22 protein-coding genes and 2 riboswitches are annotated in these 21539 nt (G+C 70.8%); all 22 genes read left to right on the forward strand.

Annotated elements, in window-relative coordinates; all coding sequences use genetic code 11:
• Positions 1-55: 55 nt before the first annotated feature.
• A complete protein-coding gene (locus tag Q7W02_12065; GenBank protein ID MDO8476901.1) occupies positions 56-421 on the forward strand; it encodes an RNA-binding S4 domain-containing protein in 366 nt (121 codons plus the stop codon).
• 124 nt (positions 422-545) lie between these two features.
• Positions 546-679: riboswitch (cobalamin riboswitch) on the forward strand.
• 44 nt (positions 680-723) lie between these two features.
• Positions 724-1305, forward strand: coding sequence for a bifunctional adenosylcobinamide kinase/adenosylcobinamide-phosphate guanylyltransferase (gene cobU / locus Q7W02_12070; protein ID MDO8476902.1), 582 nt, complete (start codon positions 724-726; stop codon positions 1303-1305).
• Positions 1280-2338, forward strand: a complete 1059-nt coding sequence (gene cobT, locus Q7W02_12075; GenBank protein MDO8476903.1) for a nicotinate-nucleotide--dimethylbenzimidazole phosphoribosyltransferase — start codon at positions 1280-1282, stop codon at positions 2336-2338. The genes cobU and cobT overlap by 26 nt, the downstream gene beginning before the upstream one ends.
• A complete protein-coding gene (locus tag Q7W02_12080) occupies positions 2335-3252 on the forward strand; it encodes a cobalamin-binding protein (protein ID MDO8476904.1) in 918 nt (305 codons plus the stop codon). The genes cobT and Q7W02_12080 overlap by 4 nt, the downstream gene beginning before the upstream one ends.
• Positions 3249-4268: an iron ABC transporter permease gene (locus tag Q7W02_12085; protein ID MDO8476905.1), complete on the forward strand. Its 1020-nt coding sequence runs from the start codon at positions 3249-3251 to the stop codon at positions 4266-4268. The genes Q7W02_12080 and Q7W02_12085 overlap by 4 nt, the downstream gene beginning before the upstream one ends.
• Complete coding sequence (locus Q7W02_12090; protein ID MDO8476906.1) at positions 4265-5074, forward strand: ABC transporter ATP-binding protein; 810 nt, start codon at positions 4265-4267, stop codon at positions 5072-5074. Before Q7W02_12085 ends, Q7W02_12090 begins: the two co-directional genes overlap by 4 nt.
• A gap of 33 nt (positions 5075-5107) precedes the next feature.
• Positions 5108-5241, forward strand: a riboswitch (cobalamin riboswitch).
• A 49-nt stretch (positions 5242-5290) separates the two neighbouring features.
• On the forward strand, positions 5291-7168 hold the full coding sequence (locus Q7W02_12095; GenBank protein ID MDO8476907.1) for a TonB-dependent receptor: 1878 nt from the start codon (positions 5291-5293) through the stop codon (positions 7166-7168).
• 10 nt (positions 7169-7178) lie between these two features.
• Entirely contained in the window at positions 7179-7832 is a 654-nt protein-coding gene (locus tag Q7W02_12100; GenBank protein ID MDO8476908.1) for an adenosylcobinamide amidohydrolase, read from the forward strand.
• On the forward strand, positions 7829-8602 hold the full coding sequence (locus Q7W02_12105; protein MDO8476909.1) for an energy transducer TonB: 774 nt from the start codon (positions 7829-7831) through the stop codon (positions 8600-8602). The genes Q7W02_12100 and Q7W02_12105 overlap by 4 nt, the downstream gene beginning before the upstream one ends.
• 5 nt (positions 8603-8607) lie before the next feature.
• Positions 8608-9522 carry an adenosylcobinamide-phosphate synthase CbiB gene (gene cbiB / locus Q7W02_12110; GenBank protein MDO8476910.1) on the forward strand — a complete coding sequence of 305 codons (915 nt, stop codon included), beginning with the start codon at positions 8608-8610 and terminating at the stop codon, positions 9520-9522.
• A 180-nt stretch (positions 9523-9702) separates the two neighbouring features.
• On the forward strand, positions 9703-11376 hold the full coding sequence (gene argS / locus Q7W02_12115) for an arginine--tRNA ligase (protein MDO8476911.1): 1674 nt from the start codon (positions 9703-9705) through the stop codon (positions 11374-11376).
• A gap of 156 nt (positions 11377-11532) precedes the next feature.
• Positions 11533-12216 carry an SPOR domain-containing protein gene (locus Q7W02_12120; GenBank protein ID MDO8476912.1) on the forward strand — a complete coding sequence of 228 codons (684 nt, stop codon included), beginning with the start codon at positions 11533-11535 and terminating at the stop codon, positions 12214-12216.
• Positions 12217-12239: 23 nt separating this feature from the next.
• Positions 12240-12785 (forward strand): hypoxanthine phosphoribosyltransferase, encoded by a 546-nt coding sequence (gene hpt / locus Q7W02_12125; GenBank protein MDO8476913.1) that lies wholly within the window; start codon positions 12240-12242, stop codon positions 12783-12785.
• Positions 12786-12914: 129 nt separating this feature from the next.
• Complete coding sequence (gene ftsH, locus Q7W02_12130; GenBank protein MDO8476914.1) at positions 12915-14729, forward strand: ATP-dependent zinc metalloprotease FtsH; 1815 nt, start codon at positions 12915-12917, stop codon at positions 14727-14729.
• Positions 14730-14793: 64 nt separating this feature from the next.
• A complete protein-coding gene (gene folP, locus Q7W02_12135; protein MDO8476915.1) occupies positions 14794-15654 on the forward strand; it encodes a dihydropteroate synthase in 861 nt (286 codons plus the stop codon).
• 2 nt (positions 15655-15656) lie between these two features.
• A complete protein-coding gene (gene cdaA, locus Q7W02_12140; GenBank protein ID MDO8476916.1) occupies positions 15657-16481 on the forward strand; it encodes a diadenylate cyclase CdaA in 825 nt (274 codons plus the stop codon).
• Between the two features lie 157 nt (positions 16482-16638).
• Positions 16639-17013 carry a CdaR family protein gene (locus Q7W02_12145; protein MDO8476917.1) on the forward strand — a complete coding sequence of 125 codons (375 nt, stop codon included), beginning with the start codon at positions 16639-16641 and terminating at the stop codon, positions 17011-17013.
• Positions 17013-18362: a phosphoglucosamine mutase gene (gene glmM, locus Q7W02_12150; protein MDO8476918.1), complete on the forward strand. Its 1350-nt coding sequence runs from the start codon at positions 17013-17015 to the stop codon at positions 18360-18362. Before Q7W02_12145 ends, glmM begins: the two co-directional genes overlap by 1 nt.
• Entirely contained in the window at positions 18359-18775 is a 417-nt protein-coding gene (gene acpS, locus Q7W02_12155) for a holo-ACP synthase (GenBank protein ID MDO8476919.1), read from the forward strand. The genes glmM and acpS overlap by 4 nt, the downstream gene beginning before the upstream one ends.
• Positions 18750-19541: a hypothetical protein gene (locus tag Q7W02_12160; GenBank protein ID MDO8476920.1), complete on the forward strand. Its 792-nt coding sequence runs from the start codon at positions 18750-18752 to the stop codon at positions 19539-19541. Before acpS ends, Q7W02_12160 begins: the two co-directional genes overlap by 26 nt.
• A 2-nt stretch (positions 19542-19543) precedes the next feature.
• Positions 19544-21097 carry an NAD(P)H-hydrate dehydratase gene (locus Q7W02_12165; GenBank protein MDO8476921.1) on the forward strand — a complete coding sequence of 518 codons (1554 nt, stop codon included), beginning with the start codon at positions 19544-19546 and terminating at the stop codon, positions 21095-21097.
• Positions 21094-21528, forward strand: coding sequence for a tRNA (adenosine(37)-N6)-threonylcarbamoyltransferase complex ATPase subunit type 1 TsaE (gene tsaE / locus Q7W02_12170; GenBank protein ID MDO8476922.1), 435 nt, complete (start codon positions 21094-21096; stop codon positions 21526-21528). The genes Q7W02_12165 and tsaE overlap by 4 nt, the downstream gene beginning before the upstream one ends.
• The last annotated feature ends 11 nt before the right edge of the window (positions 21529-21539 follow it).

Below are 21539 nucleotides of genomic sequence, written 5' to 3' on the forward strand. Positions count from 1 at the left end.
TGATTGCGTCGGCCCCGCGAGTATAGCCCAGCGCCTGTGCTACGGTAAGCGCGTCATGCCCGATCTGCGGCTCGACAAATGGCTCTGGGCTGCGCGCTTCTTCAAGAGCAGGACGCTGGCGACCGCGGCGTGCGACGGCGGCAAGGTGGACGTCAACGACCAGGCGGCGAAGCCTTCGCGCGCCGTGCGCGAGGGCGATCTCTTGCGCATCACGCTGCCGCGGGCGAAGAAGATCGTCCGCGTGGCGGCGCTGTCGGACCGCCGGGGCCCGGGCGCACAGGCGAAGCTCCTCTACGAGGACCTGACCCCGCCACCAGCCCCGCGCGAGGCGCGCGTCCCGCCGCCAGCGATGCGGCCGCCCGGGGCCGGCCGCCCGACGAAGCGGGAGCGCCGCCAGATCGACCGCCTCCAGCGCTCCTGACCGCTTTCGCCCGGCCTGGGCTCGGCCCGGGCCCGGGGCGACGCCGGCCGGTTGACCCGTCGCCTCGGGTCTGCTACGGTTTCGGCGTCAACGATGTCCGGGCGGCCCGCCGGGTGCGGGCCCCAGGGAAGGCGGTGCGAATCCGCCGCGACCCCGTCACTGTAATCGGGGACGAAACCCACGGCAGTGCCACTGGCCCGAGCGGTTCGGGGGCCGGGAAGGCGTGGGGAGTAGGACGATCCGAGAGCCAGGAGACCTGCCCGGGCACCACCACTCCAACCGGTCTTCGCGGGAGGACCCGGGTGAGCCTCGTCCATCGCTCCGATCTCATCCTGGGAGGTGTCCGCAGCGGCAAGAGCCGCCTAGCCCTGCGGCTGGCCGCCGCGATGCCCCGGGGCTCGCGCGGCGCTTTCCTCGCCACGGCCCAGGCTCTCGACGGCGACATGGAAGCACGGATCGCGCGCCACCGCGCCGAGCGACCCGCGGGCTGGGCCACGCTCGAGGAGCCGTACGACGTGGTGGCGGCCTGCGAAAGCCTCGCGGGCAGGGTGGACGTGGTCGTCCTCGACTGCCTGACGCTCTGGGTCGCCAACCTCCTCCTGCGGGGCGACGAAGAGAAGAGCATCCTGGCCGCGGCCGACGCGCTGGCGGATTTCCTCGCCGAGCGGCGCTTCTCGCTCATCATCGTGTCCAATGAGGTCGGCGCCGGCGTGCATCCGCCCACGGAGGTGGGCCTGCAGTTCCGCGACGCGCTCGGAAGCGTCAACCAGCGCATCGCCGCCGTCGCGGACCGCGTCAGTTACATGGTCGCGGGCCTGCCCATGGTCATCAAGGAGCTCCCACTGCCTGAGGATCACCGTGAACGTCCTCCCGAAGCTCCTTGACCGCATCGTGGCGCCCGACGGCGCCGCGGGGCTCCAGGCCCAGTGGGCGCTCGACCAGCTGACCAAGCCGGCGGGCAGCCTCGGCCGTCTCGAGGAGCTGGCCCGGCGGCTCAGCGAGATGTCGGGCCAGTTCCCGCCCCAGGCGCGGCGCTGCGTGATCTTCACGCTCGCGGCCGATCACGGCGTGGTCGCCGAAGGGGTCAGCGCCTACCCGCAGATCGTCACGACCCAGATGGTCGAGAACTTTCTCCAGGGCGGCGCGGCGGTCAACGTGCTGGCGCGCCACGTGGGCGCCCCCGTGGTCGTGGCCGACCTGGGCGTGGTGTCGCCGCTGCCCGCGCACCCGGGGCTCGTCAGCCGTAGAATCGGCCCCGGCACGCGCAACATGGCGAAGGGCCCGGCCATGACGCGCGAGGAGGCCTTGGCGGCGATCGAGGTGGGCATCGGGCTCGTCTACGCGGAGCGCGGCAACGGGCTCGACGTGATCGGCACGGGGGAGATGGGCATCGGCAACACCACGGCGGCGAGCGCCGTGGTGGCCGCTCTCACCGGCGCGCCGGCCGCATCGGTCACGGGGACAGGCACGGGCGTGGACGACGAGGGGCGCCTGCGCAAGATCGCCGTCATCAAGCGGGCGCTCGCCGTCAACCGCCCCGATCCCGGCGACGGCGTCGACGTGCTGGCCAAGGTGGGCGGCTTCGAGATCGCGGGGCTCTGCGGCGTCATCCTGGCGGGCGCGGCTTGGCGTATCCCGGTCATCCTCGACGGGTTCATCGCCGGCGCCGCGGCGATGGCCGCGGTGCGCCTCAAGCCCGACGCGCGCCACTACCTCATCGCCTCCCACCGCTCCACCGAGCCCGGCCACAGCTACGTGCTGAACGCTCTCGGGCTCGAGCCGTACCTCGACCTCCAGATGCGCCTGGGCGAGGGTACGGGCTCGGCCCTCTGCATCGGTCTCGCCAAGGCCGCCACGAAGATCTTAGGCGAAATGGCGACCTTCAAGTCGGCAGGCGTGACCGAGCGCGGGTTGTGACGGCGCTCTGCCGGTCCCTCATCCTCGCGCTCTGCTTCCTGCCCGGGATCGCGCAGGCGCTGACTGTCGTGGACCAGACGGGTCACGCGGTGACCCTGCCGGCCGCGCCTCGCCGCATCGTGTCGCTGGTGCCGGGCGTGACCGAGATTCTCTTCGCCATCGGCGCCCAGGACGCCCTCGTCGGCGTCACCGATTTCTGCGACTACCCGCCGGACGCCAGGCGCAAGGCCCGCGTGGGAGACATGCTCGCGCCGAACCTCGAGACCCTGGTCAGCCTCAGGCCCGACCTCGTGGTGGCGACCCGGTCGGGCAACCGCGAGGAAACCTTCGACCAGCTCAAGCGGCTGGGCCTGCCGGTCTATCTCGTGGACGAGCCGCCCTCCATCGCCGACGTGCTGCGGCTGGTGGGCGGCCTGGGCCAGCTGACCGGCCGGCGCGACGCCGCCGCGGCGGTCGCGGCCGGCCTCGAGCGGCGCATCACGGCCGTGCGGGAGCGTGTCGCCGGTCGGCCGCACCCGCGCGTGCTCTACGTCCTGTGGCCCGAGCCCCTCATCGTGCCCGGGCGCGGCTCGCTCGTCTCCGAGCTGATCGCGTCGGCGGGCGGCGAGTCGGTCACCGCGGACCAGGGCCAGGGCTATCCGCGCATGAGCCTGGAGGCCGCGGTGGGGCGCGCGCCGGAGGTCATCATCCTGGCGCGTCACGGTGCCGGTACGGGGCCCGCGGCGCGCGAGCAGTGGCAGCGGCTCGAGAGCCTGCCGGCCATCAGGAGCGGGCGGCTGTACGCGGCCGACGGCGACCTCCTGCACCGCTACGGTCCCCGCGTCGTGGACGGGCTCGAGCTCCTCGCGCGCCTCATTCATCCGGAGGCATTCACCCATCCGGAGGCAGTCACCCATCCGGAGGCAGTCAAATGACGGGCGCGGCCAGGCTGGCATGGATCTGCGGCGGCCTATTTGTCATCTTGTCCGTCGTGGCTCTCGGCTCGCTCCTCGTCGGCGCCGCGCCGGTCGCGCCTGGAACGGTCTTCGACCTCATCACCGGCCGCGGTCCGGGCCAGGGTACCGAGCGCACCGTGGTCCTCGCTATCAGGCTTCCGCGCATCGCCGCCGCGGTGCTGGCCGGCGCCGCGCTGGCCGTCGCGGGCGCGGGTTTCCAAGGCCTCACGCGCAATCCGCTGGCGGAGCCCTCGATCCTGGGCGTCTCGAGCGGCGCTGCGTTCGGCGTGGTGCTGGGCCAGGTGTCGGGGCTCGGCCAGGGGATCGTGGAGGCGCTGGGGCTCACCGCCCTCGGCTTCGCGGGCGCTCTCGTCGCGGGCGTGGCCGTGTACCTGATCGCGTCCACGGCGGGCGGGCTCCCGGTGCACACGCTCCTCCTGGCGGGCGTGATCGTCGGCATCTTCTTTTCGGCCGCGATCACGGTGCTGATCTCGATCGTGGACACCAACCGCCTCGGCGGCGTCATCCACTGGCTCCTCGGCAGCGTGGCGCCCATTCCGCCGGGCTCGCTCGGCGTGTTCGCCCTCGCGACCGCGGCGGGCCTCTGGCTGGTCCTGGGCCAGGCTCGCGCGCTCAACCTCCTGGCGCTGGGCGACGAGGGCGCCCTCGAGCTGGGCGTGGACGCGCTGCGTGTGAAGCGGCGCGTCTTCGCCGGCGCGGCGCTTCTCACGGGCACCGTCGTCGCCTTCGTCGGGCCTATCGGCTTCGTCGGCCTCATCGTGCCGCAGGCGCTCCGGATGCTGCTCGGCCCCGACACCCGCGTCCTCGTCCCCGCGGCCGTGCTCGCGGGCGGCGCCTTCCTCTTAGCGGCCGACACGCTGGCGCGCACCGTGGTGGCGCCCGCCGAGCTGTCGGTGGGCGTGCTGACGTCCTTCTGCGGCGCGCCCGTCTTCATCTGGCTCCTGCGCTCGCGCGCGGGGCGGGCGGCGCCGTGACGCCGCTCTGCGAGTTCCGCCGCGTGGGCTTCGCCTACCCGGCCGGCGCCCACGGGCGTCCGCCCTTCGAGATCCGCGATTTGAGCTTCTCGCTGGCGCCGGGCGAGGTGCTGGGGCTCATCGGCCCGAATGCTGCGGGCAAGACCACGGTGATCCGCCTGCTGTCGCGGGTGCTGGACCCGTCGCGCGGCGAGATCTTCCTGGCCGGCCGGTCGGCGTCACGGCTCGGCAGGGCGGCGGTCGCCCGGCAGGTTGCCGTCGTGCCGCAGGACGTGCCGCAGGGATTCCCGTACACCGTCGAACAGCTCGTCCTGATGGGCCGCTTCCCGCACGCGCCGGGCCGCTTCTTCGAGAACCGGGAAGATCTCGAGATCGCCCGCGAGGCGATGGCGATCACCGGGGTCGAGACGCTCGCTGCCGAGTCACTCGACCGGATCTCGGGCGGGGAGCGCCAGCGCGCCCTTCTCGCCCGCGCGCTCGCTCAGCGTCCGCGGCTCCTCGTGCTCGACGAGCCGACGGCGCACCTGGACCTTCGCTACCAGGCGGAGTGCGTGGCGCTGCTGAGGCGGCTCCACAAGGACGAAGGGCTGGGCATCCTCCTCGTCTCGCACGATCTCAACCTGGCCGCCGAAGTCTCGGACCGGCTGCTCCTCATGGCCGGAGGTGCCGCCGTGAGCGCCGGGACGCCGGAAGACGTCATGCAGGAGTCGGTGCTCGAGGCCGTCTACGGTTGCCCCGTGGTGGTGGACAAGCACCCCGCGACGCGGCGGCCGACGGTCAACGTCGTCTGGCCCGACGGGAGGTGATACCGGCGCGCGCGAAGTGACGAGTCGCGGTCCAAGGGAAGCCGGTGAGAAGCCGGCACGGTCCCGCCACTGTGAGTGGGGAGCCACGCCCGTATCCGCTACGGAAGCCACTGGGAGCGATCCCGGGAAGGCCGGGCGACGGCGACGATCCACGAGTCAGGAGACCTGTCCGCGACATGGGAGCAGGCACCCCCTTTCGAGAGAAAAGGAGCGCTCATGCGACAGGTTCTTGGAACCGTGTTGGTGGCGATGCTGGTGGCGGCAGCCCCGGTGGACGGGCAGGAGACGAAGAGGGTGGATCCGGTCGTGGTGACGGCGACGACGGTCGACACGCCCGCCGAGCAGCTGGGCGTGGCCCTGACCGTGGTGACGGGAGAGGACTTCAAGACCCACCACTACTCGACGCTCGACGACGCCTTCCGGAACATCCCGGGCGTCAATGTCGTCCAGCAGGGCAGCTACGGTAAGCTGTCGACGCTCAGCATCCGCGGCGCCAACGCGAACCAGGTGCTGATTCTCGTCGACGGGGTCCGCGTGTCGAGCCCGACGGTCGGCCAGACGGACCTCTCCGACATCTCCCCCGACCTGATCGAGCGCATCGAGGTCATCCGCGGCCCCCAGTCCACGATCTACGCCGCCGACGCCATCGGCGGCGTGGTCAACATCATCACCAAGAAGGGCACCGGTCCCTTCTCCGCCACCGTCGAGAACATGGGCGGCAACTACGACACCCTCCACAGCCGGATCTCGCTCAGCGGCGCGTACAAGATCTTCAACTACGCGCTGTCGGGTTCGCACCTCGAGAGCAACGGGCAGTTCCAGAACGACAACTCGAACGTCAACTCGGTGGGCGGGCGGATCGGCGTCTCGCTGCCCTTCGACAGCTCGCTCGCCTTCGTCTACCGCTACAACAAGACCGACACCGGGGTGCCGATCAAGAGCGTCTTCCCGCCTCCCCAGCCGGTCGACCCCATCATCAACCCCAACGCCAAGCAGCAGACCGAGACCACGGTGATGAGCCTCGAGGGCAAATCACGGCCGGTCGCGTGGTGGGAGAGCCGCGCCCGCATCTCGCGCTACACGAACAACCAGGGCTTCCAGGACCCGGTCGACCCCGGCTTCGACTTCGACTCTCCCTTCCGGTCGCAGGTGGACGTGGAGCGCCGGGAAGCCGAGTGGCTCAACTCGATCTTCCTCGGGAAGTGGAGCACGACCACGGTCGGGTTCGGCTACCGCCACGAGGAGGGCGACAACAAGGGCGTGTTCCGCACCGCGCGCCACGTGCCGTGGGTGCTCTTCGAGGAGCAGCTGCGCTTCTTCGACCGGCTCTTCATCACGGGCGGCTTCCGGATCGAGGACGACAGCGTGTTCGGCCAGGCCACCACGGGGCAGGGGTCGGTCCTCTTCGTCATCAAGGAGACCGGCACGCGGCTGCGCGGGAGCGCCGGGACGGGCTTCCGCGCTCCGACGTTCAACGATCTCTTCTTCCCGGATTTCGGCAACCCGGATCTGCTGCCCGAGCGCGGCCAGTCCTGGGACGTGGGCGTGGACCAGAATCTCTGGCAGAACCGCGTCCGGCTCAAGCTGAGCTACTTCGTCACCAACTTGTCCAACGCCATCACCTGCTGCGTCCCGCTGCCGACGGCCCCCTTCGGCGGTCCCGTCAACGCCGGACGGGCGCGGTCGAAGGGCGTCGAGGCGGGCGGCGAGGTGGACATCCTGCCGAACCTGGTGGCCTCGTTCACCTACACGTACACCGACACGGACAACCTCTCCACCAACCGGCCCCTGGCGCGCATCCCGCGGAACGCCGGCAGCGCCGGGCTGACTTGGGAGCCCATCTCCCGTCTCTCCCTCTTCGCCCAGGTCTACGTCGTCAGCAGGCAGTTCGACAGCTACGGCGACATCTACAACAGCGGCCACACGCGGGTGGACGCCGGCGGGACGTACCGCATCGTCAACCAGCTCGGCTGGCTCCAGCGCCTCGAGCTGGTCGCGCGCGCGCAGAACATCATCAACGAGAAGTACGCCGAGGTGCACGGCTTCCCGGCGCTCGGCGCTAACTTCCTGATCGGCCTGCGGGCCGGGTTCTGACGCCGACGCCATGATCGAGGGGCTCGGGGTGCGGATAGGGCGGGAGGCGGTCGTCGTCGTGGCCGCCCAGCCGCTTCGCGTGCTCTCCTCGGCCGTCCACAACGGCGGGTTCGCGTCAGCACGCGCCGTCGTCAACCTCCACGTCGGCAAGGACGACCCGTGCGCGGACCCGCCCGCGATGCTGGCGGCCTACGCGCGGCGCGCGGGCGTGTCGGAGCCCTTTGTCGGTCTTCTCACCGGGGCGTGGACGGAAGCCGCGACGATCGGCGAGGAGGACGGCGCGGGCATCCGGACGCTCGCCGTCGCCACGGTCGGCCTGAGCAACGGCATCGCCGCCGGGCGGACGCCCGTGAGCGGCTGGACGCACGGCACCATCAACACGGTCGTTGTGGTGGACGCCGACCCCGAGCCTTCGGCCCTCGTCAACGCGGTCATCACGGTCACCGAGGTCAAGACGCTCCTGCTCCATGAAGCGGGCGTCCGTGACGCCGCCGGCGGGCCCTGCACCGGCACCTCGACCGACGCCGTCGTCATCGCGGCAACGGGGCGCGGCGCCCGCGCCCGCTTCGGTGGGCCGGCCAGCGAGCTTGGCTGGAGCATCGCCCAGGCCGCGCGCAGGGCCCTCTGGGCGGGCATCCGCGGCTGGCAGGAGCGGAACGGATGATTCGCCGGGGCCGAGCGCTGGCGCTCTTGGGTTCTGCCGCGCTCCATCTGGGCGCCCTCGCGGCCGTCCTATCGCTCGCCGCCAGCCTCCGCCAGCCTGAGCCGCTCTTCGTCGATCTGACCGGCGGCGTCCCCGCCGGCGACGGGCGCGAGGCGGCGGCCGCTCCTCCTCTTGGACGGGAGATAGTGGTCCCGCGAGCGCGCGAAGCTCCGCGCGCGCGCGCTCCTCGAGCCTCCGCTCCCTCCTTGCCGGCAGAGCCTGCCGAGACGACGTCGGCCTCCGCGCCGTCGGTCTCCGCCTCCCGGGAGGTGGCGACCGCCGACCAGGGAGGCGCCCCGACCGCCAGTGATATGGATGGCGGCGGGGTCAGGGGAGTCTCGAGCGACGCGCCCGCGCACGCGGGACAGCCGTCCGGCGTCATCGGTGGAGGCGGCTCCCGGCTCGCTCTCGCCGGCCCAGGCACGGGGCGCGGTGAGGTACCGGCTGAGTTCGGGCCCTATCTCGCCCGCTTCCGCGAGCGCATTCAGGAGCTGGTGGTCTACCCGCTGGCTGCACGGCGGCGCGGGCTCGCCGGCCGCGTCGAGATCGAGCTGCTCCTCGAGCCCTCCGGCCGCGTGCGCGACGTCGCCGTGGTCGCGTCGTCCTCCCACGCGCTGCTCGACGAGGCCGCCGTCGAGGCCGTCAGGTCGCTCGAGCCTCAGCCGCTGCCCGAACACCTGCCGCACCGGCCGCTGCGGGTGCGGCTGCCGATCGTGTTCGAGCTCCGCTGAAGGGCGTGGAGGTCCTGTTCCTGGCGGTGGCGCTCGATCTCCTGCTGGGAGATCCGCCGAACCGCTACCATCCTGTCGCCTGGATCGGGCGGCTGATCGCTCTCGGCCGGCGCTGGGCCGCTTCCGTGCCGACCGATCTTCTCGTCCTGTACGGCGCCCTCCTCATCGTTGTCGTCACGATCACGGCCGTCATGGGAGGGCTGGCGCTCCAGGCCGCCGCGGGCTGGCTCCCGTGGCCTGGGAGCCTGCTCGCGCAGGCGTGGCTGCTGAAATGCAGCTTCTCGCTCCGTAGCCTCGTGGCGGCGGTGTGGGAAGTCCGCGACAGGCTCGAGACCGGTGACCTCGCCGGGGCGCGCGAGGCGGTGGGGCATCATCTGGTCAGCCGGCAGGTCGAGGAACTCGAGGAGGGGGCGACGGCATCCGCCGCCGTCGAGTCGCTGGCCGAGAACCTGAACGATAGCTGGGTGGCGCCGCTCTGCTTCTACCTCGTGGGCGGGCTGCCGGGCGCGTGGGCGTACCGCGCGATCAACACGGCAGACGCGATGATCGGCTACCGCGAGGGCATGCTCGAGCAGCTCGGTGGCGCCTCGGCGCGACTCGACGACCTGCTGAACCTCGTCCCGTCGCGCCTCGCTGCGCTCGCGCTCGCCGCCGGGGCGCGACTCGGGGGCGAGTCCGGATCGCGGGCGTGGGACGTCTGGCGCCGTGATGGAGGCTCGACCGCGAGCCCCAACGCCGGGCAGACCATGGCCGCCATGGCGGGGGCGCTCGGCGTGACGCTCGAGAAGTGCTCACACTACCGGCTCGGCGATGGGCCGGCGCCGGACGTCGCGGTCATCGATCGCGCGGTGGGGGTCTTCGCCGCGGCCGCCGGCGTGGCCTTGGTCGCGGCGCTCGTCCTGCTCCGCGCCTTCCGCTGACGCGGCGCCCACCAGATGTAGGGTCGTCGCGCGCGCGACCCACAGCATCACGCGGCGCGTTAACTTTTCCCGCTCGGTTCAGGCGCATGGCGCGTCTAATTTTTGCGGCTCCGCGAGAGCCGGGGCGTATCATTAATCGACGCCGCCACGTGCGGCGATTCGTGTCTTAACGAGCCGGGAATGCATGACACCATCACCGACCACTTGGCGACAGCGTTGAGAGAAGCGCTCACCGGCGCGGGCCTGCCCGTTCCGGACGACGTTGTATGGGAGGTGCCCAGAGAGGAAACCCACGGCGACTACGCCACCAACGTCGCCATGACGCTGGCGCGCTCCGCGAAGAAGGCGCCGCGACAGATCGCGGAAGCCATCGCGAGCCACTTTCCCAAGAGCGGGATCGTGGACCGGCTCGAGATCGCGGGGCCGGGCTTTTTGAATGTCTTCCTCGCGCCCGACTGGTGCGCCGAGTCGCTTAAGGGCATTCTCGCGGCCGGTGACACCTACGGCACGAGCGCGGCGGGCCGGGACACGCGCTTCCTCCTCGAGTTCGTGTCGGCCAATCCGACGGGCCCCCTCGTCATCGTCAACGCCCGGGCCGCGGCGGTGGGCGATGCGCTCGCGCGCATCCTCCGCTCGCAGGGCCATGGCGTCCTACGCCAGTTCTACGTCAACGACGCCGGCAACCAGTTCGAAGCGCTTGCTCGCTCGGTGGACGTGCGGCTACGCCAGTCCCTGGGCGAGTCGGCCGAGCTGCCGGAGAACTCGTATCCGGGCGAGTACCTTGTGGACCTTGTCAAGGACTGGATGGCGACGGACGCCGAGGGCATGCGCGCCATGGTAAAGACGCCGGAGGCCGAGCGCGTGGAGCTGCTCGGACGCAAGGCCGTCGCGGCCATGGTGGCGCGACAGCGCCAAGTCCTCGAAGCCTACGGGACGAAGTTCGACAGCTGGACGCATGAGCAGGATGACGTGCGGCGCGCGAAGCTGCCGGACAAGGCCATCGCGGCGCTCGCGGCGGCCGGCCACACCTTCGAGGAGGACGGGGCCCTCTGGTTCCGCTCGACGGCCTTCGGCGACGACAAGGACCGCGTGCTGCGGAAGTCGGACGGCGAGCTGACGTACTTCGCCGTGGACATCGGCTTTCATCACTTCCTGAAGTTCAAGGAGCCTCGCGCCGGGGTCGTCATCGACTTTCTGGGACCCGACCACCACGGCCACGTCGCCCGGATGAAGGCGGCCATGCAGGCCCTCGGGCACGCTCCCGAGAGCTTCGAGGTGCTGATCGTCCAGCTCGTGACCCTGCTCCGCGACGGCCAGCCCGTGCGCATGTCGAAGCGGCGCGGCGAGTTCGTGTTGATGGAGGAGCTGATCGAAGAGGTCGGCACGGACGCCGCGCGCTTCACCTTCCTCACGCGCCGGCACGACAGCCCGCTCGACTTCGACCTGGCCGTGGCGACGCGGCAGTCCGCCGACAACCCGGTCTTCTACGTCCAGTACGCGCATGCGCGTGTCGCGAGCCTGTTCCGGATGGCCGCGGAGCAGAAGGTTCCGCTGCCGCCGTGGGACCAGGTGGATTTCCGGCTGCTCAGGCTCCCCGAGGAGCAGAGCCTGATCAAACGGCTGCTCCAGTACCCGAATCTCGTGGCCGGCGCCGCGCGCTCCCGCGAGCCTCACCGCGTCGCCTACTATCTCAGCGAACTGGCCGGGCTCTTCCACCCGTACTACAAGGCGCATCGTGTGATCATCGAGGACCGGGCGCTCACCCTGGCGAGGCTCGGCCTCGCAGCGGCCGTGGGGCAGGTGGTGCGCAACGGCCTCGGCCTTTTGGGCGTCTCGGCTCCGGAGGCCATGTAGTGCGAGCAGAGGCGTGGCCCGCTGTTCGAGCCGAGCGTTGCGAGGCGAGGGCTGAGTCAATTCCGCCTGGCCGAGGAGCACGACGAGGTGAGCGGTGAAATCTTTCGAGGACTTCTCTAGATGAGCCCGGCGCGCCCGGCGTCACCACGAGGCCGCGTGAAGAGCGGGCCCGGTTCACTCCAGTGGATCGCCCTCCTCACGGCGGGCGCCGTCATCATGGGGCTGACGTTCACGCTGGGCGTGCTCGTGGGACGCCAGTGGAGCCGTCCTGCCGCCGCGGCCAGCGCTGACAGCGGCGCAAGGAAGACCGTGCCGCCCGGCAAGCGGGGCGGCCTGTCGGCCGCCGACGTCGAGCCGCCGCCCCAGGTCGACCAGAAGCTCACCTTCTACCAGACGCTCACCGCGCCGCTGGGCCGCAGCTCCGCCGACGCCTCGCAGCACCCCGAGGCCAAGGCGCAGCCCGCTCCTGAGCCCGTGCGTGCCGAGCCGTCACCGCCGCCCTATCCGTACACGAGTCGCGGGGAGACCCTCGTCGAGAAGCCCGCGGCGCCGGAGGCCGAGGCGGCGCCCGTGCGGGCGCAGGCGGACGCGGCTGGCCTCTGGTCCGGCCTCTGGTCAGTGCAGGTCGCGGCCTTCAAGACGCAAGGGCAGGCGGCCTCGCTCCACAAGCTGCTCAGGGAGGCGGGTTTCGACGCCTACATCGCGCCCGCCGTCGCGAGCGAAGGCCAGACGAATTACCGCGTCCGTGTCGGCACCTTCAAGAGCAAGGCCGAGGCCCAGCGTATGGTCGAGCGGGTGCGCGGCGAGCGTTCCCTGGCCGCTTTCATCACTCCCAGGTAGGCCGCTCCAAGGTAGGTGACCCAATGCCCCAGGGCCCCGGCCGGGTGCTCATCTCCCGCGAGGAGATCGCCGTCCGGGTTTGCGAGCTCGGCCATGCCATCGCCCGCGAGCACGCCGGGCACGTCCCGCTGCTGGTGGGGGTGCTCAAGGGCGCGGCAGTGTTCATGGCTGACCTCATCCGCGCCATCCCCGCGCCCGTTGCCATGGACTTCATGGGCGTAGCCTCGTACTACGGCCCCGGCACGCGCTCGTCCGGCGCCGTGCGCCTGACGGCGGACCTGTCGGTGTCCATCGAGGGGCGGGATGTCGTCATCGTGGAGGATGTCGTGGACAGCGGCCGGACGCTCGACTATCTGCGGCGCAACCTGGAGACGCGGCACCCACGCAGCCTCCGGGTCTGCGCCCTGCTCGACAAGGTCGAATGCCGCCAGGTCGACGTGTCGCTCGACTACGTGGGGTTCGCCATCCCGGACAGGTTCGTGCTCGGCTACGGCTTCGACCTGGGTGGCCTCTACCGCGGCCTGCCGGACATTCATGTCCTGGAGGACCACTTGGCACGTCCTGGATGACCACTTGGCACGTCCTGGATGACCTTCCGGCACGTTTTGGAGAACCATCGGGGGCCTAGCCATGCCCGGGGGTCCGGATAGCCCTCTGGCGGGTAGCCCGCTGGACCCCTGTGCTATACTCAAAACGCTATGAATTCGCCGTTCTACAAGAACCTCGCCCTCTGGATGGTGATCGGCCTCATCGTCATTGTCCTGTTCAACGTTTTTCAGGCGAGCCAGCCCTCGCGCGACAAGCTTGTCTTCTCCGACTTCCTCAAGCGCGTCGAGCAGGGTGAAGTCAGGGAAGTTCTGATCCGCGGCAAGTCCGTCACCGGCAAGCTTGCCGACGGCAACACGTTCCGCACTTTCACGGCCGACTATCCCGACCTGATCAAGGTGCTCAAGGACAAGGGCGTCAAGATCGCCGTCGAGCCCGAGGACAGCAACCCCTGGTACGCCTACCTGCTCCAGTGGGTGCCCATGCTGCTCTTCATAGGGGTCTGGATCTTCTTCATGCGGCAGATGCAGGGCGGCGGCGCCAAGGCGCTGTCCTTCGGCAAGGCGCGCGCGCGGCTCATCTCGGAGAAGCAGAACAAGATCACCTTCCAGGACGTGGCGGGTGTGGAAGAGGCCAAGGAAGAGCTGCGCGAGATCATCGAGTTCCTCAAGGATCCGCCCAAGTTCCAGAAGCTCGGCGGCAAGATCCCGAAGGGCGTGCTGCTGGTCGGCCCTCCCGGCACGGGCAAGACCCTTCTCGCGAAGGCGATCGCGGGTGAAGCCAACGTCCCGTTCTTCTCGATCTCGGGGTCCGATTTCGTAGAGATGTTCGTCGGTGTCGGCGCCTCCCGCGTGCGCGACCTCTTCGAACAAGGCAAGAAGCACGCGCCCTGCATCATCTTCATGGACGAGATCGACGCCGTGGGCCGTCACCGTGGCGCGGGTCTGGGCGGCGGCCACGACGAGCGGGAGCAGACGCTGAACCAGCTCCTGGTCGAGATGGATGGCTTCGAGACCAACGAGGGCGTGATCCTGATCGCCGCGACCAACCGCCCGGATGTCCTCGACCCCGCGCTGCTCCGTCCCGGCCGCTTCGACCGCCATGTGGTGGTGGCGCGGCCCGACGTCAAGGGCAGGGAGGAGATCCTCAAGGTCCACACGCGCCGCGTCCCGCTCGCGCCGAACGTGGACCTGACCGTCCTCGCGCGTGGCACGTCGGGCTTCTCGGGTGCCGACCTGGCAAACCTCGTCAACGAGGCGGCGCTGCTGGGGGCGCGGCAGGACAAGAAGTCCGTCGAGATGATCGACTTCGAGAACGCCAAGGACAAGGTGCTGATGGGCGTGGAGCGGCGCTCCATGATCATCCCAGAGGCCGAGAAGCGGACCACCGCCTATCACGAGGGCGGCCACGCCCTCGTGGCCTACCTCCTGCCGGGTGCCGACCCGCTGCACAAAGTGACGATCATCCCGCGCGGGCGGGCGCTCGGCCTCACGATGCAGCTGCCGACCGACGACCGCTACAGCTACTCCAAGGAGTTCCTGGTCAACCAGGTCATTATCCTCCTGGGCGGGCGCTCCGCCGAGGAGCTGGTGTTCCAGCAGCAGACCACCGGCGCCGGCAATGATCTCGAGAAGGCGACCGAGATGGCGCGCAAGATGGTCTGCGAATGGGGCATGTCCGACAAGATGGGGCCCCTCACCTTCGGCAAGGCCGAGGAGCACGTCTTTCTGGGCCGCGAGATGTCGCGCCCGAAGGACTACAGCGAGGAGACGGCCGTCCTCATCGACTCGGAGATCAAGCGCATCGTGACGGACTGCGCGTCGCGCGCGCGGCAGCTCCTCGAGTCGAACCTCGAAAAGCTCCACGTGCTGGCGCGCGCGCTCCTCGAGCGCGAGACCCTCGACGGCGAGGAGATCAACCGGCTGCTGCTCGCCCGGCCGTTCCAGGAAGCCCCGACGCCCGCCTGATTCACGCTTTTTTCCTCAGCATTTCGATACCATTGGCCTCGGCGTCAATGGTATTTTTATTGGCGTGACCACCCCCATCCGAGCGGCTCTGGCAGGGGTGCATCTCGGCGACGGCGTCTCCGTGGCCGTGATGGGCGCGCTCAACGTCAGCCCCGGCTCCTTCTACGCGGGCTCGGTGGTCACGGGGGGCGACGACCTCTTGCGTGCTGCCGAGCGCATGGCGCGCGAAGGCGCGGCTCTCCTCGACGTGGGGGCCATGTCCACGGCCCCCTACCTGTCGGGCTCCATCTCCGCCTCCGAGGAGGCCGAGCGCCTCGGTTGGGCGGTGGGGATCCTGGCCTCGAAGCTCGACGTGCCCGTCTCGGCGGACACGAGCCGCGCGGAGCCGGCGCGGGCCGCTCTCGAGGCAGGGGCCGCGATCATCAACGATGTCCGCGGTCTCACTGCCGATCCCGCTCTCGCCCCCCTGGTCGCCAGGGCGGGGGCGGGCGTCATCCTCATGGCGTCGGAGCGGGGCGGCGCCGAGGGGCTGGGCCCTGTAGACGCCGTCATGGACCTTCTTGAGGAGAGCCTGCGCATCGCCACCCAGGCGGGTATCCCCGAAGAACGCATCGTGGTGGATCCCGGCATCGGCTTCTTCAGGCGGCGCGGTCTCGCCTGGCACGAGTGGGACTGCGAGATCCTGGCCGGCCTCGGGCGGCTGCGCGACCTCGGTCGGCCGATCTGCATCGGCGTCTCGCGCAAGTCCTTCGTGGGAGAGATTGCCGGCGAGGCCGATCCCGGCCGGCGCCTCCCCGGCTCGCTGGCCGCCGCGGCGGCGGCGGTGCTGGGCGGCGCCCACCTGATCCGCGCCCACGACGTTGCAGATACCGTCCAGGCCGTGCGCGTGGCCGAAGCCATACGCCGCTCCCGCGGGGACGCCTGAGCATGTGGCCGGCGCTGCAGGCCTTCCGGGTGCGGGACGCGATCGACATCTTCCTGGTCGCGCTCGTCCTTTACCGTGTCTTCGTCATGTTCAAGGAGACGCGGGCCGTCCAGATGCTGCTCGGGCTCGCCGCCCTCATGGCCGCCTCGTTCCTCGCCCACCGGTTCGAGCTGTACGGCACCAGCTGGATCCTCGACAACTTCTGGTCCTTCTGGGTGCTCGCCCTCATCGTGCTCTTCCAGCCCGAGCTGCGCCGCGCGCTGGCGCAGGTCGGCCAGAACCCGTTCTTCCGCGTGGTGACGCGAGCGGGACGGGAGCAGCAGAGCCACCTGCTCGACGAGGTGGTCAAGGCCGCCCAGTCCCTGGCCGGCAAGCGCATCGGCGGCCTCGTGGTCCTGGAGCGGGCGACGGGGCTGCGCAACTACGTCGAGCTCGGCGTGCCGCTCGACGCGCTCGTTTCGGCCGATCTGCTCGAGAGCCTCTTCCTTCCGTACTCGCCGCTGCACGACGGCGCCGTCTTCATCCGCGGCGGGCGCATCGCCGCGGCGGGCGGCTTCCTGCCGCTCTCCCGCAACGCGCAGCTCGGGCGCGCGATGGGCACGCGGCACCGCGCGGCGCTCGGGCTCAGCGAGGAGACCGACGCCGTCGTGCTGGTGGTCTCTGAGGAGAGCGGCCGGATCTCGCTGGCGGTCGAGGGCCGCATGGAGAGCCCTCTGGACTCCGATGCCCTCCGCCGGCGCCTGGCCGCGTTCTTCTCCCTCGACGCCCCTCCGCTGCCGGCCGACCAGCCCTGGTGGGAGCCGGCCCGCGGATGGCTCCGCAAATGACCGTGCACGGAGCTCGCCACGCAGAAAACCACATGATCAATGCGGTGGGGGGGTCTGGGCCGATGGGCGAGCCGAGGAACTTCGGTGGGCTGGGCCCCGCCAGTTCCGAGGCGAGCAAAGACGAACAAACGGCGCCGCTCCCCCCCAGGACCGGACAATGGCGATCCTGACGCGCCACTGGGAGCTCAAGCTCCTGGCCCTGGCCTTCTCCGCGGGGCTCTGGGTCTTCGTCATGACCTCCGAGAAGACCAATCTCGTCGTCTCCCTGCCGCTCGAGCTCGACTCGGTGCCGCCGGGGCTCGTCGTGACTGGCGAGAGGTCCGAGAGCGTCGAGGTGCAGCTGCACGGGTTGAGATCCGTGCTCTCTCGGGTGTCGCCCGAGTCCCTCCGGGTGAGGGTGAGCCTGGCCGGCGCCGGCCCCGGTGACCTCGTGGTCAGCCTGGGAGCTGAGCAGATCGTCGTGCCCCCCGGTGTGAGCGTGCTGCGCGTGAATCCTGCCGTCGTGCGCGTGGCGCTGGCCCGCAGGCGCTGATGGGCCGCCTCTTCGGCACCGACGGCATCCGCGGCGTCGCCAACGAGGAGCCGCTGACGACAGAGCTGGCCTTCCGCCTCGGGCGCCAGCTCGTGGCGACGCTTCTCGAGCATCACGGTGTGGCGAAGGTCCGCCTCGTCGTGGGGCGAGACACGCGGCTGTCTGGGCCCATGCTCGAGGGAGCGCTCGTCTCGGGGGCGCTGTCGGCGGGGGCGGATGTCTTCGAGGTGAGCGTGCTGCCGACGCCCGGCATCGCGTATCTCACGCGAAGCCTCGAGGCCCACGGCGGCGTGGTGCTCTCGGCGTCCCACAACGCCTTCCAGGACAACGGCATCAAGATCTTCTCTTCCGAGGGCGCCAAGTTTCCCGACAGCTGGGAGGATGAGATCGAGGCGCGCCTGGGCGGCCCGGACGTCGCCCCAAAGCCCACGGGCGCCTCGGTCGGACGCCTGGTCCGCTACGATCGGGCCGAGGCCGAGTACATTGCTCACGCGCGCCAGACCTTCCCCTTCGACCTGGCCAACGTCACGCTGGCTCTCGATTGTGCCCACGGCGCCACCAGCCGCGTCGCCCCGCGGCTCTTCCGCGCCCTCGGCGCCAAGGTCTCTGTCCTGGCCGCGAAGCCCGACGGCCTCAACATCAACCGAAAGTCGGGTGCGCTGCACCCCGAGCGGCTCCAGCGCCGAGTGCGGGCCGCGGGCGCGGACCTGGGGCTGGCGTTCGACGGCGACGGCGACAGGCTGATCGCCGTGGACGAGACGGGGGAGATCCGCGACGGCGACTACGCCCTCGCCATCTGCGGCCGGCACCTGGCGGCGAGTGGCCGGCTCAAGACCGGCACCGTGGTGACCACGGTCATGGCCAACTTGGGTCTCGACAAGGCGCTGGCCGAGGCGGGCATCCGGACGGTGAAGACGCAGGTGGGCGACCGCTACGTCCTCGAGGAGATGGTCAAGACCGGCGCCAACCTGGGAGGCGAGCAGTCCGGGCACCTCCTGTTCCTCGACCACACGCCCACGGGCGATGGCATCGTCTCGGCGCTCCAGCTCCTGGCCGTGATGCGCGAGACGGGGCAGCCGCTCTCGGCGCTGGCATCCTGCATGACCAAGTTTCCGCAGGTGCTGGTCAATGTCCGGGTGCGCGAGAAGCCTCCGCTCGAATCCATCCCGGGCCTCGCCGATCGCCACGCGGCCCGCGAGCGCGAGCTGGGCGCGGCGGGGCGCATCCTTCTCCGCTACTCGGGCACGGAAAACCTGGCTCGCGTCATGATCGAGGGCGAGGACAGGGCGCGCATCGAGAGCATCGCCTCGGAGCTGTCGACCATCATCAAAAAGGCGGTCGGAGCATGACGGACGTCAAGGGGATCGGTGTCGACCTGGCGCAGATCCCGCGCTTCCGCCGCGTCGTCGAGCGCTGGAGCGATCGCTTCCTTCGGCGCGTCTTCACCGAGGCGGAGATCGCCTACTGTCGCAGGCGCCGCGACCCCATTCCCCACCTGGCAGCGCGGTTTGCGGCGAAGGAGGCGACGCTCAAGGCGCTCGGCACCGGCCTGCGCATGGGTGTCAACTGGCGCGAGCTGGAGGTCCGCCGCGAGCGCGGCCAGGCGCCGACCATGGTGCTGACGGGGCGCTCGGAGGCCATCGCGCGCGCCAAGGGCGCCTCGCGCGTGCTGCTCTCGCTTACCCACGACGGTGACTACGCCATGGCCCAAGCCATGCTCGTGGGAGACCTGCCGGATGCCGGGGCGGGCCACAGCACCTAGCGTCGTACTCGGCCTCGCGCTCTGCCTGTCCGGCTGCGCGGGGCTCATCGGAGGGAAACAGCCCGTGTCCGTCGGCGATACGCCGCGCCCGACCCTGCCGGGGCAGGGCAGCTTCAACGTCCAGAAGGGCCGCCCGGGCTACGTCATCGGGGCCCCTCACGGCACCACCGACACCGCCACCGACCTGATCGGCCTCGAGCTCGCGCGCAGCACCGGCTTCGGCGCCGTGGTCGCCACGGGCGAGGGCTCGCTCGACGCCCAGGGGCGCCGCTACAACGTCAACCGCCCGACTGAGAGCGTGGCGGGCGATCCGCCGCGCTCGGAAGGGGAGACCGAGGCCGCCCGGCGCGTCTACGACAGCTACGGCCGCTCGGTCGCCGAGGCTGCCCAGGGGCCGCTGCGCTTCTACGTCGAGATCCACGGCAACGGTCACCAGGATACGGCGGGGCGCGTCGAGATCGCCACGGTCGGCCTCACCATGGAGGAGGCCTGGCGGCTCAAGACCCTCCTCGAGCTCGTGCGGGACGCCCATCTGCGCAGCCAGCCCGAAGCGCCGAAGCTCGAGATCTTCGTCGAGCCCGTGGATACACTGCGCTACAGCGCATCGGCCTCCAAATCGGGCGGCCTCCTCGGCCGCTCGGAGAGGTCTCTGCACATCGAGCTGCCGAAGTCGGCGCGCACGACCTACCGGGACGCCTACACGGCCGTGCTCGGGGACTTCCTGACTCAGTGGGCCGATCTCCCGGCCTCCACGCGAGGCAAGTAGCGATGTGGCCGGTCTTCACGGCCACCGAGATGCGCGCCCTGGACGCCCGCGCGATCGGGACGCTCGGCATCTCCGGCCCCCGGCTCATGGAGAATGCCGGCCGCGGCGCCGCGGCGCTGATCGCCCGCGAGTGGGCGCCGCTCAGGGGGAAGCGGGTCCTCGTCCTCTGCGGCAAGGGCAACAATGGCGGCGACGGCTTCGTGGTCGCCCGGCACCTGAAGGCCAAGGGGGCGAAGGTCCGTGTCTTTCTGCTCGGCTCGCGCGCGGAGGTGAAGGGGGACGCGGCCCACGCGCTCGCCCAATGGCGAGGGCGCGTCGAGGAGATCCGCACCGAAGCGGAGGCCGCGACGATCCCGAGCGCCCTCGACGGAACCGACCTCACCGTGGATGCGCTCCTCGGCACCGGGCTCACCGCGCCGGCCCGCGGGCTTGTCGCTCACGTCATCGGACGGCTGAACGAGTCGGCGGCACGGGCAGGATGTGTCGTGGTCGCGCTCGACCTGCCCTCGGGGCTGGGCTCGGACGGCAGCGCTCTCCGCGGTCCCGCGGTGCGTGCCGCGCTTACGGCGACCTTCGCGGGCTACAAGCGCTCCCTCCTCCTCTATCCCGCCGCCGAGCATGCCGGCCGCGTGGTCGTCGTCCCCATCGGCATCCCCGAGGCGGAGGTCGGGCGCGGCATCACCACCTTCCTGCTCGACCCGACCTCGGTGAGCGGATTCTTCCCCAAGCGAAAGCCCGATGCCCACAAAGGCACGTACGGCCACCTCCTGGTCGTAGCGGGATCGATCGGCAAGAGCGGCGCCGCGGCGCTGGCGGGCCGCGCGGCGCTCAGGAGCGGTGTCGGCCTCTGCACCGTGGCGACCGCGGTGTCCCAGCAGCCTATCGTCGCCGGCTTCAGCATGGAGGTCATGACCGAGGCGCTGCCGGAGACCGCGGCCCAGTCCATCTCGTTCAGGGCCAAGGACCGGGTCCTCGAGCTCGCGTCCCAGCGCGACGCCGTGGCGCTTGGGCCCGGGCTCTCCCTGGACCCCGAGAGCCAGGCCCTCGCGCGCGCGCTCGTCGCCGAGCTCGACCGGCCCATGGTAGTCGACGCGGACGCGCTGTCGGCTTTGGCGGGCCATCTCGATCTGCTCGACGAGGCGCCGGCGCCTCGCGTCCTCACGCCGCATCCGGGCGAGATGGCGCGGATGCTCGGGACCTCGATCGCCGAGGTCCAGGCCGATCGGATCGAGACCGTGCGGGAATTCTGCGCCCGCCACCGCGTCCATCTCGTGCTCAAGGGGGCGCGCAGTGTGCTCGGTGGCCCCGACGGGCGCGTCTTCATCAACCACACGGGCAATCCCGGCATGGCCACGGGCGGCAGCGGCGACGTGCTGACGGGCATGATCGGCGCCTTCCTCGCGCGCCGCTTCGACCCGCTCGCCGCGCTCCAGGCCGGTTGCGTCCTCCACGGGCTGGCTGGGGACCTTGCCGCAGCCGATCGCGGCGAGGAAGGCCTCATCGCGTCCGACATCATCGAGGCGATTCCGGGGGCGCTCAACCCGGCCGTCCGATGAAGGTCGTCTCACGAAGCGCCCAGGAGACGCAGGCCCTTGGTGCCCGGCTTGGGCGGAGGCTCGGCAGGGGCGACGTCGTAGGCTGCATCGGCCCGCTCGGGGCGGGGAAGACCTGCTTCCTCCAGGGCCTCGCGCGCGGCCTGGGCGTCATGACGGATGTCACGAGCCCGACCTTCGTCCTGGTCAACCAGTACCGGGGCAGGCTGACGCTCTATCACGTTGACGCGTACCGCACCGGAAGCCTGACCGAGCTCGTGGACTTGGGCCTCGAGGAGATGCTCCACGGGGAGGGCGTCACGGTCGTCGAGTGGGCCGACAAGCTCTTGCCTCTCCTGCCGCCCCGTACCGTCACCGTGACGATCGCGGGATTGGGCGACGAGCCCCGCCAGATCGAGCTCGTCGGGCCCGCGGAGGTCCTGGCGGGCGTCTGAGAGAGTGGACA

It is taken from the genome of Candidatus Rokuibacteriota bacterium (assembly GCA_030647435.1).
In the GTDB taxonomy this organism is placed as follows: domain Bacteria; phylum Methylomirabilota; class Methylomirabilia; order Rokubacteriales; family CSP1-6; genus AR37.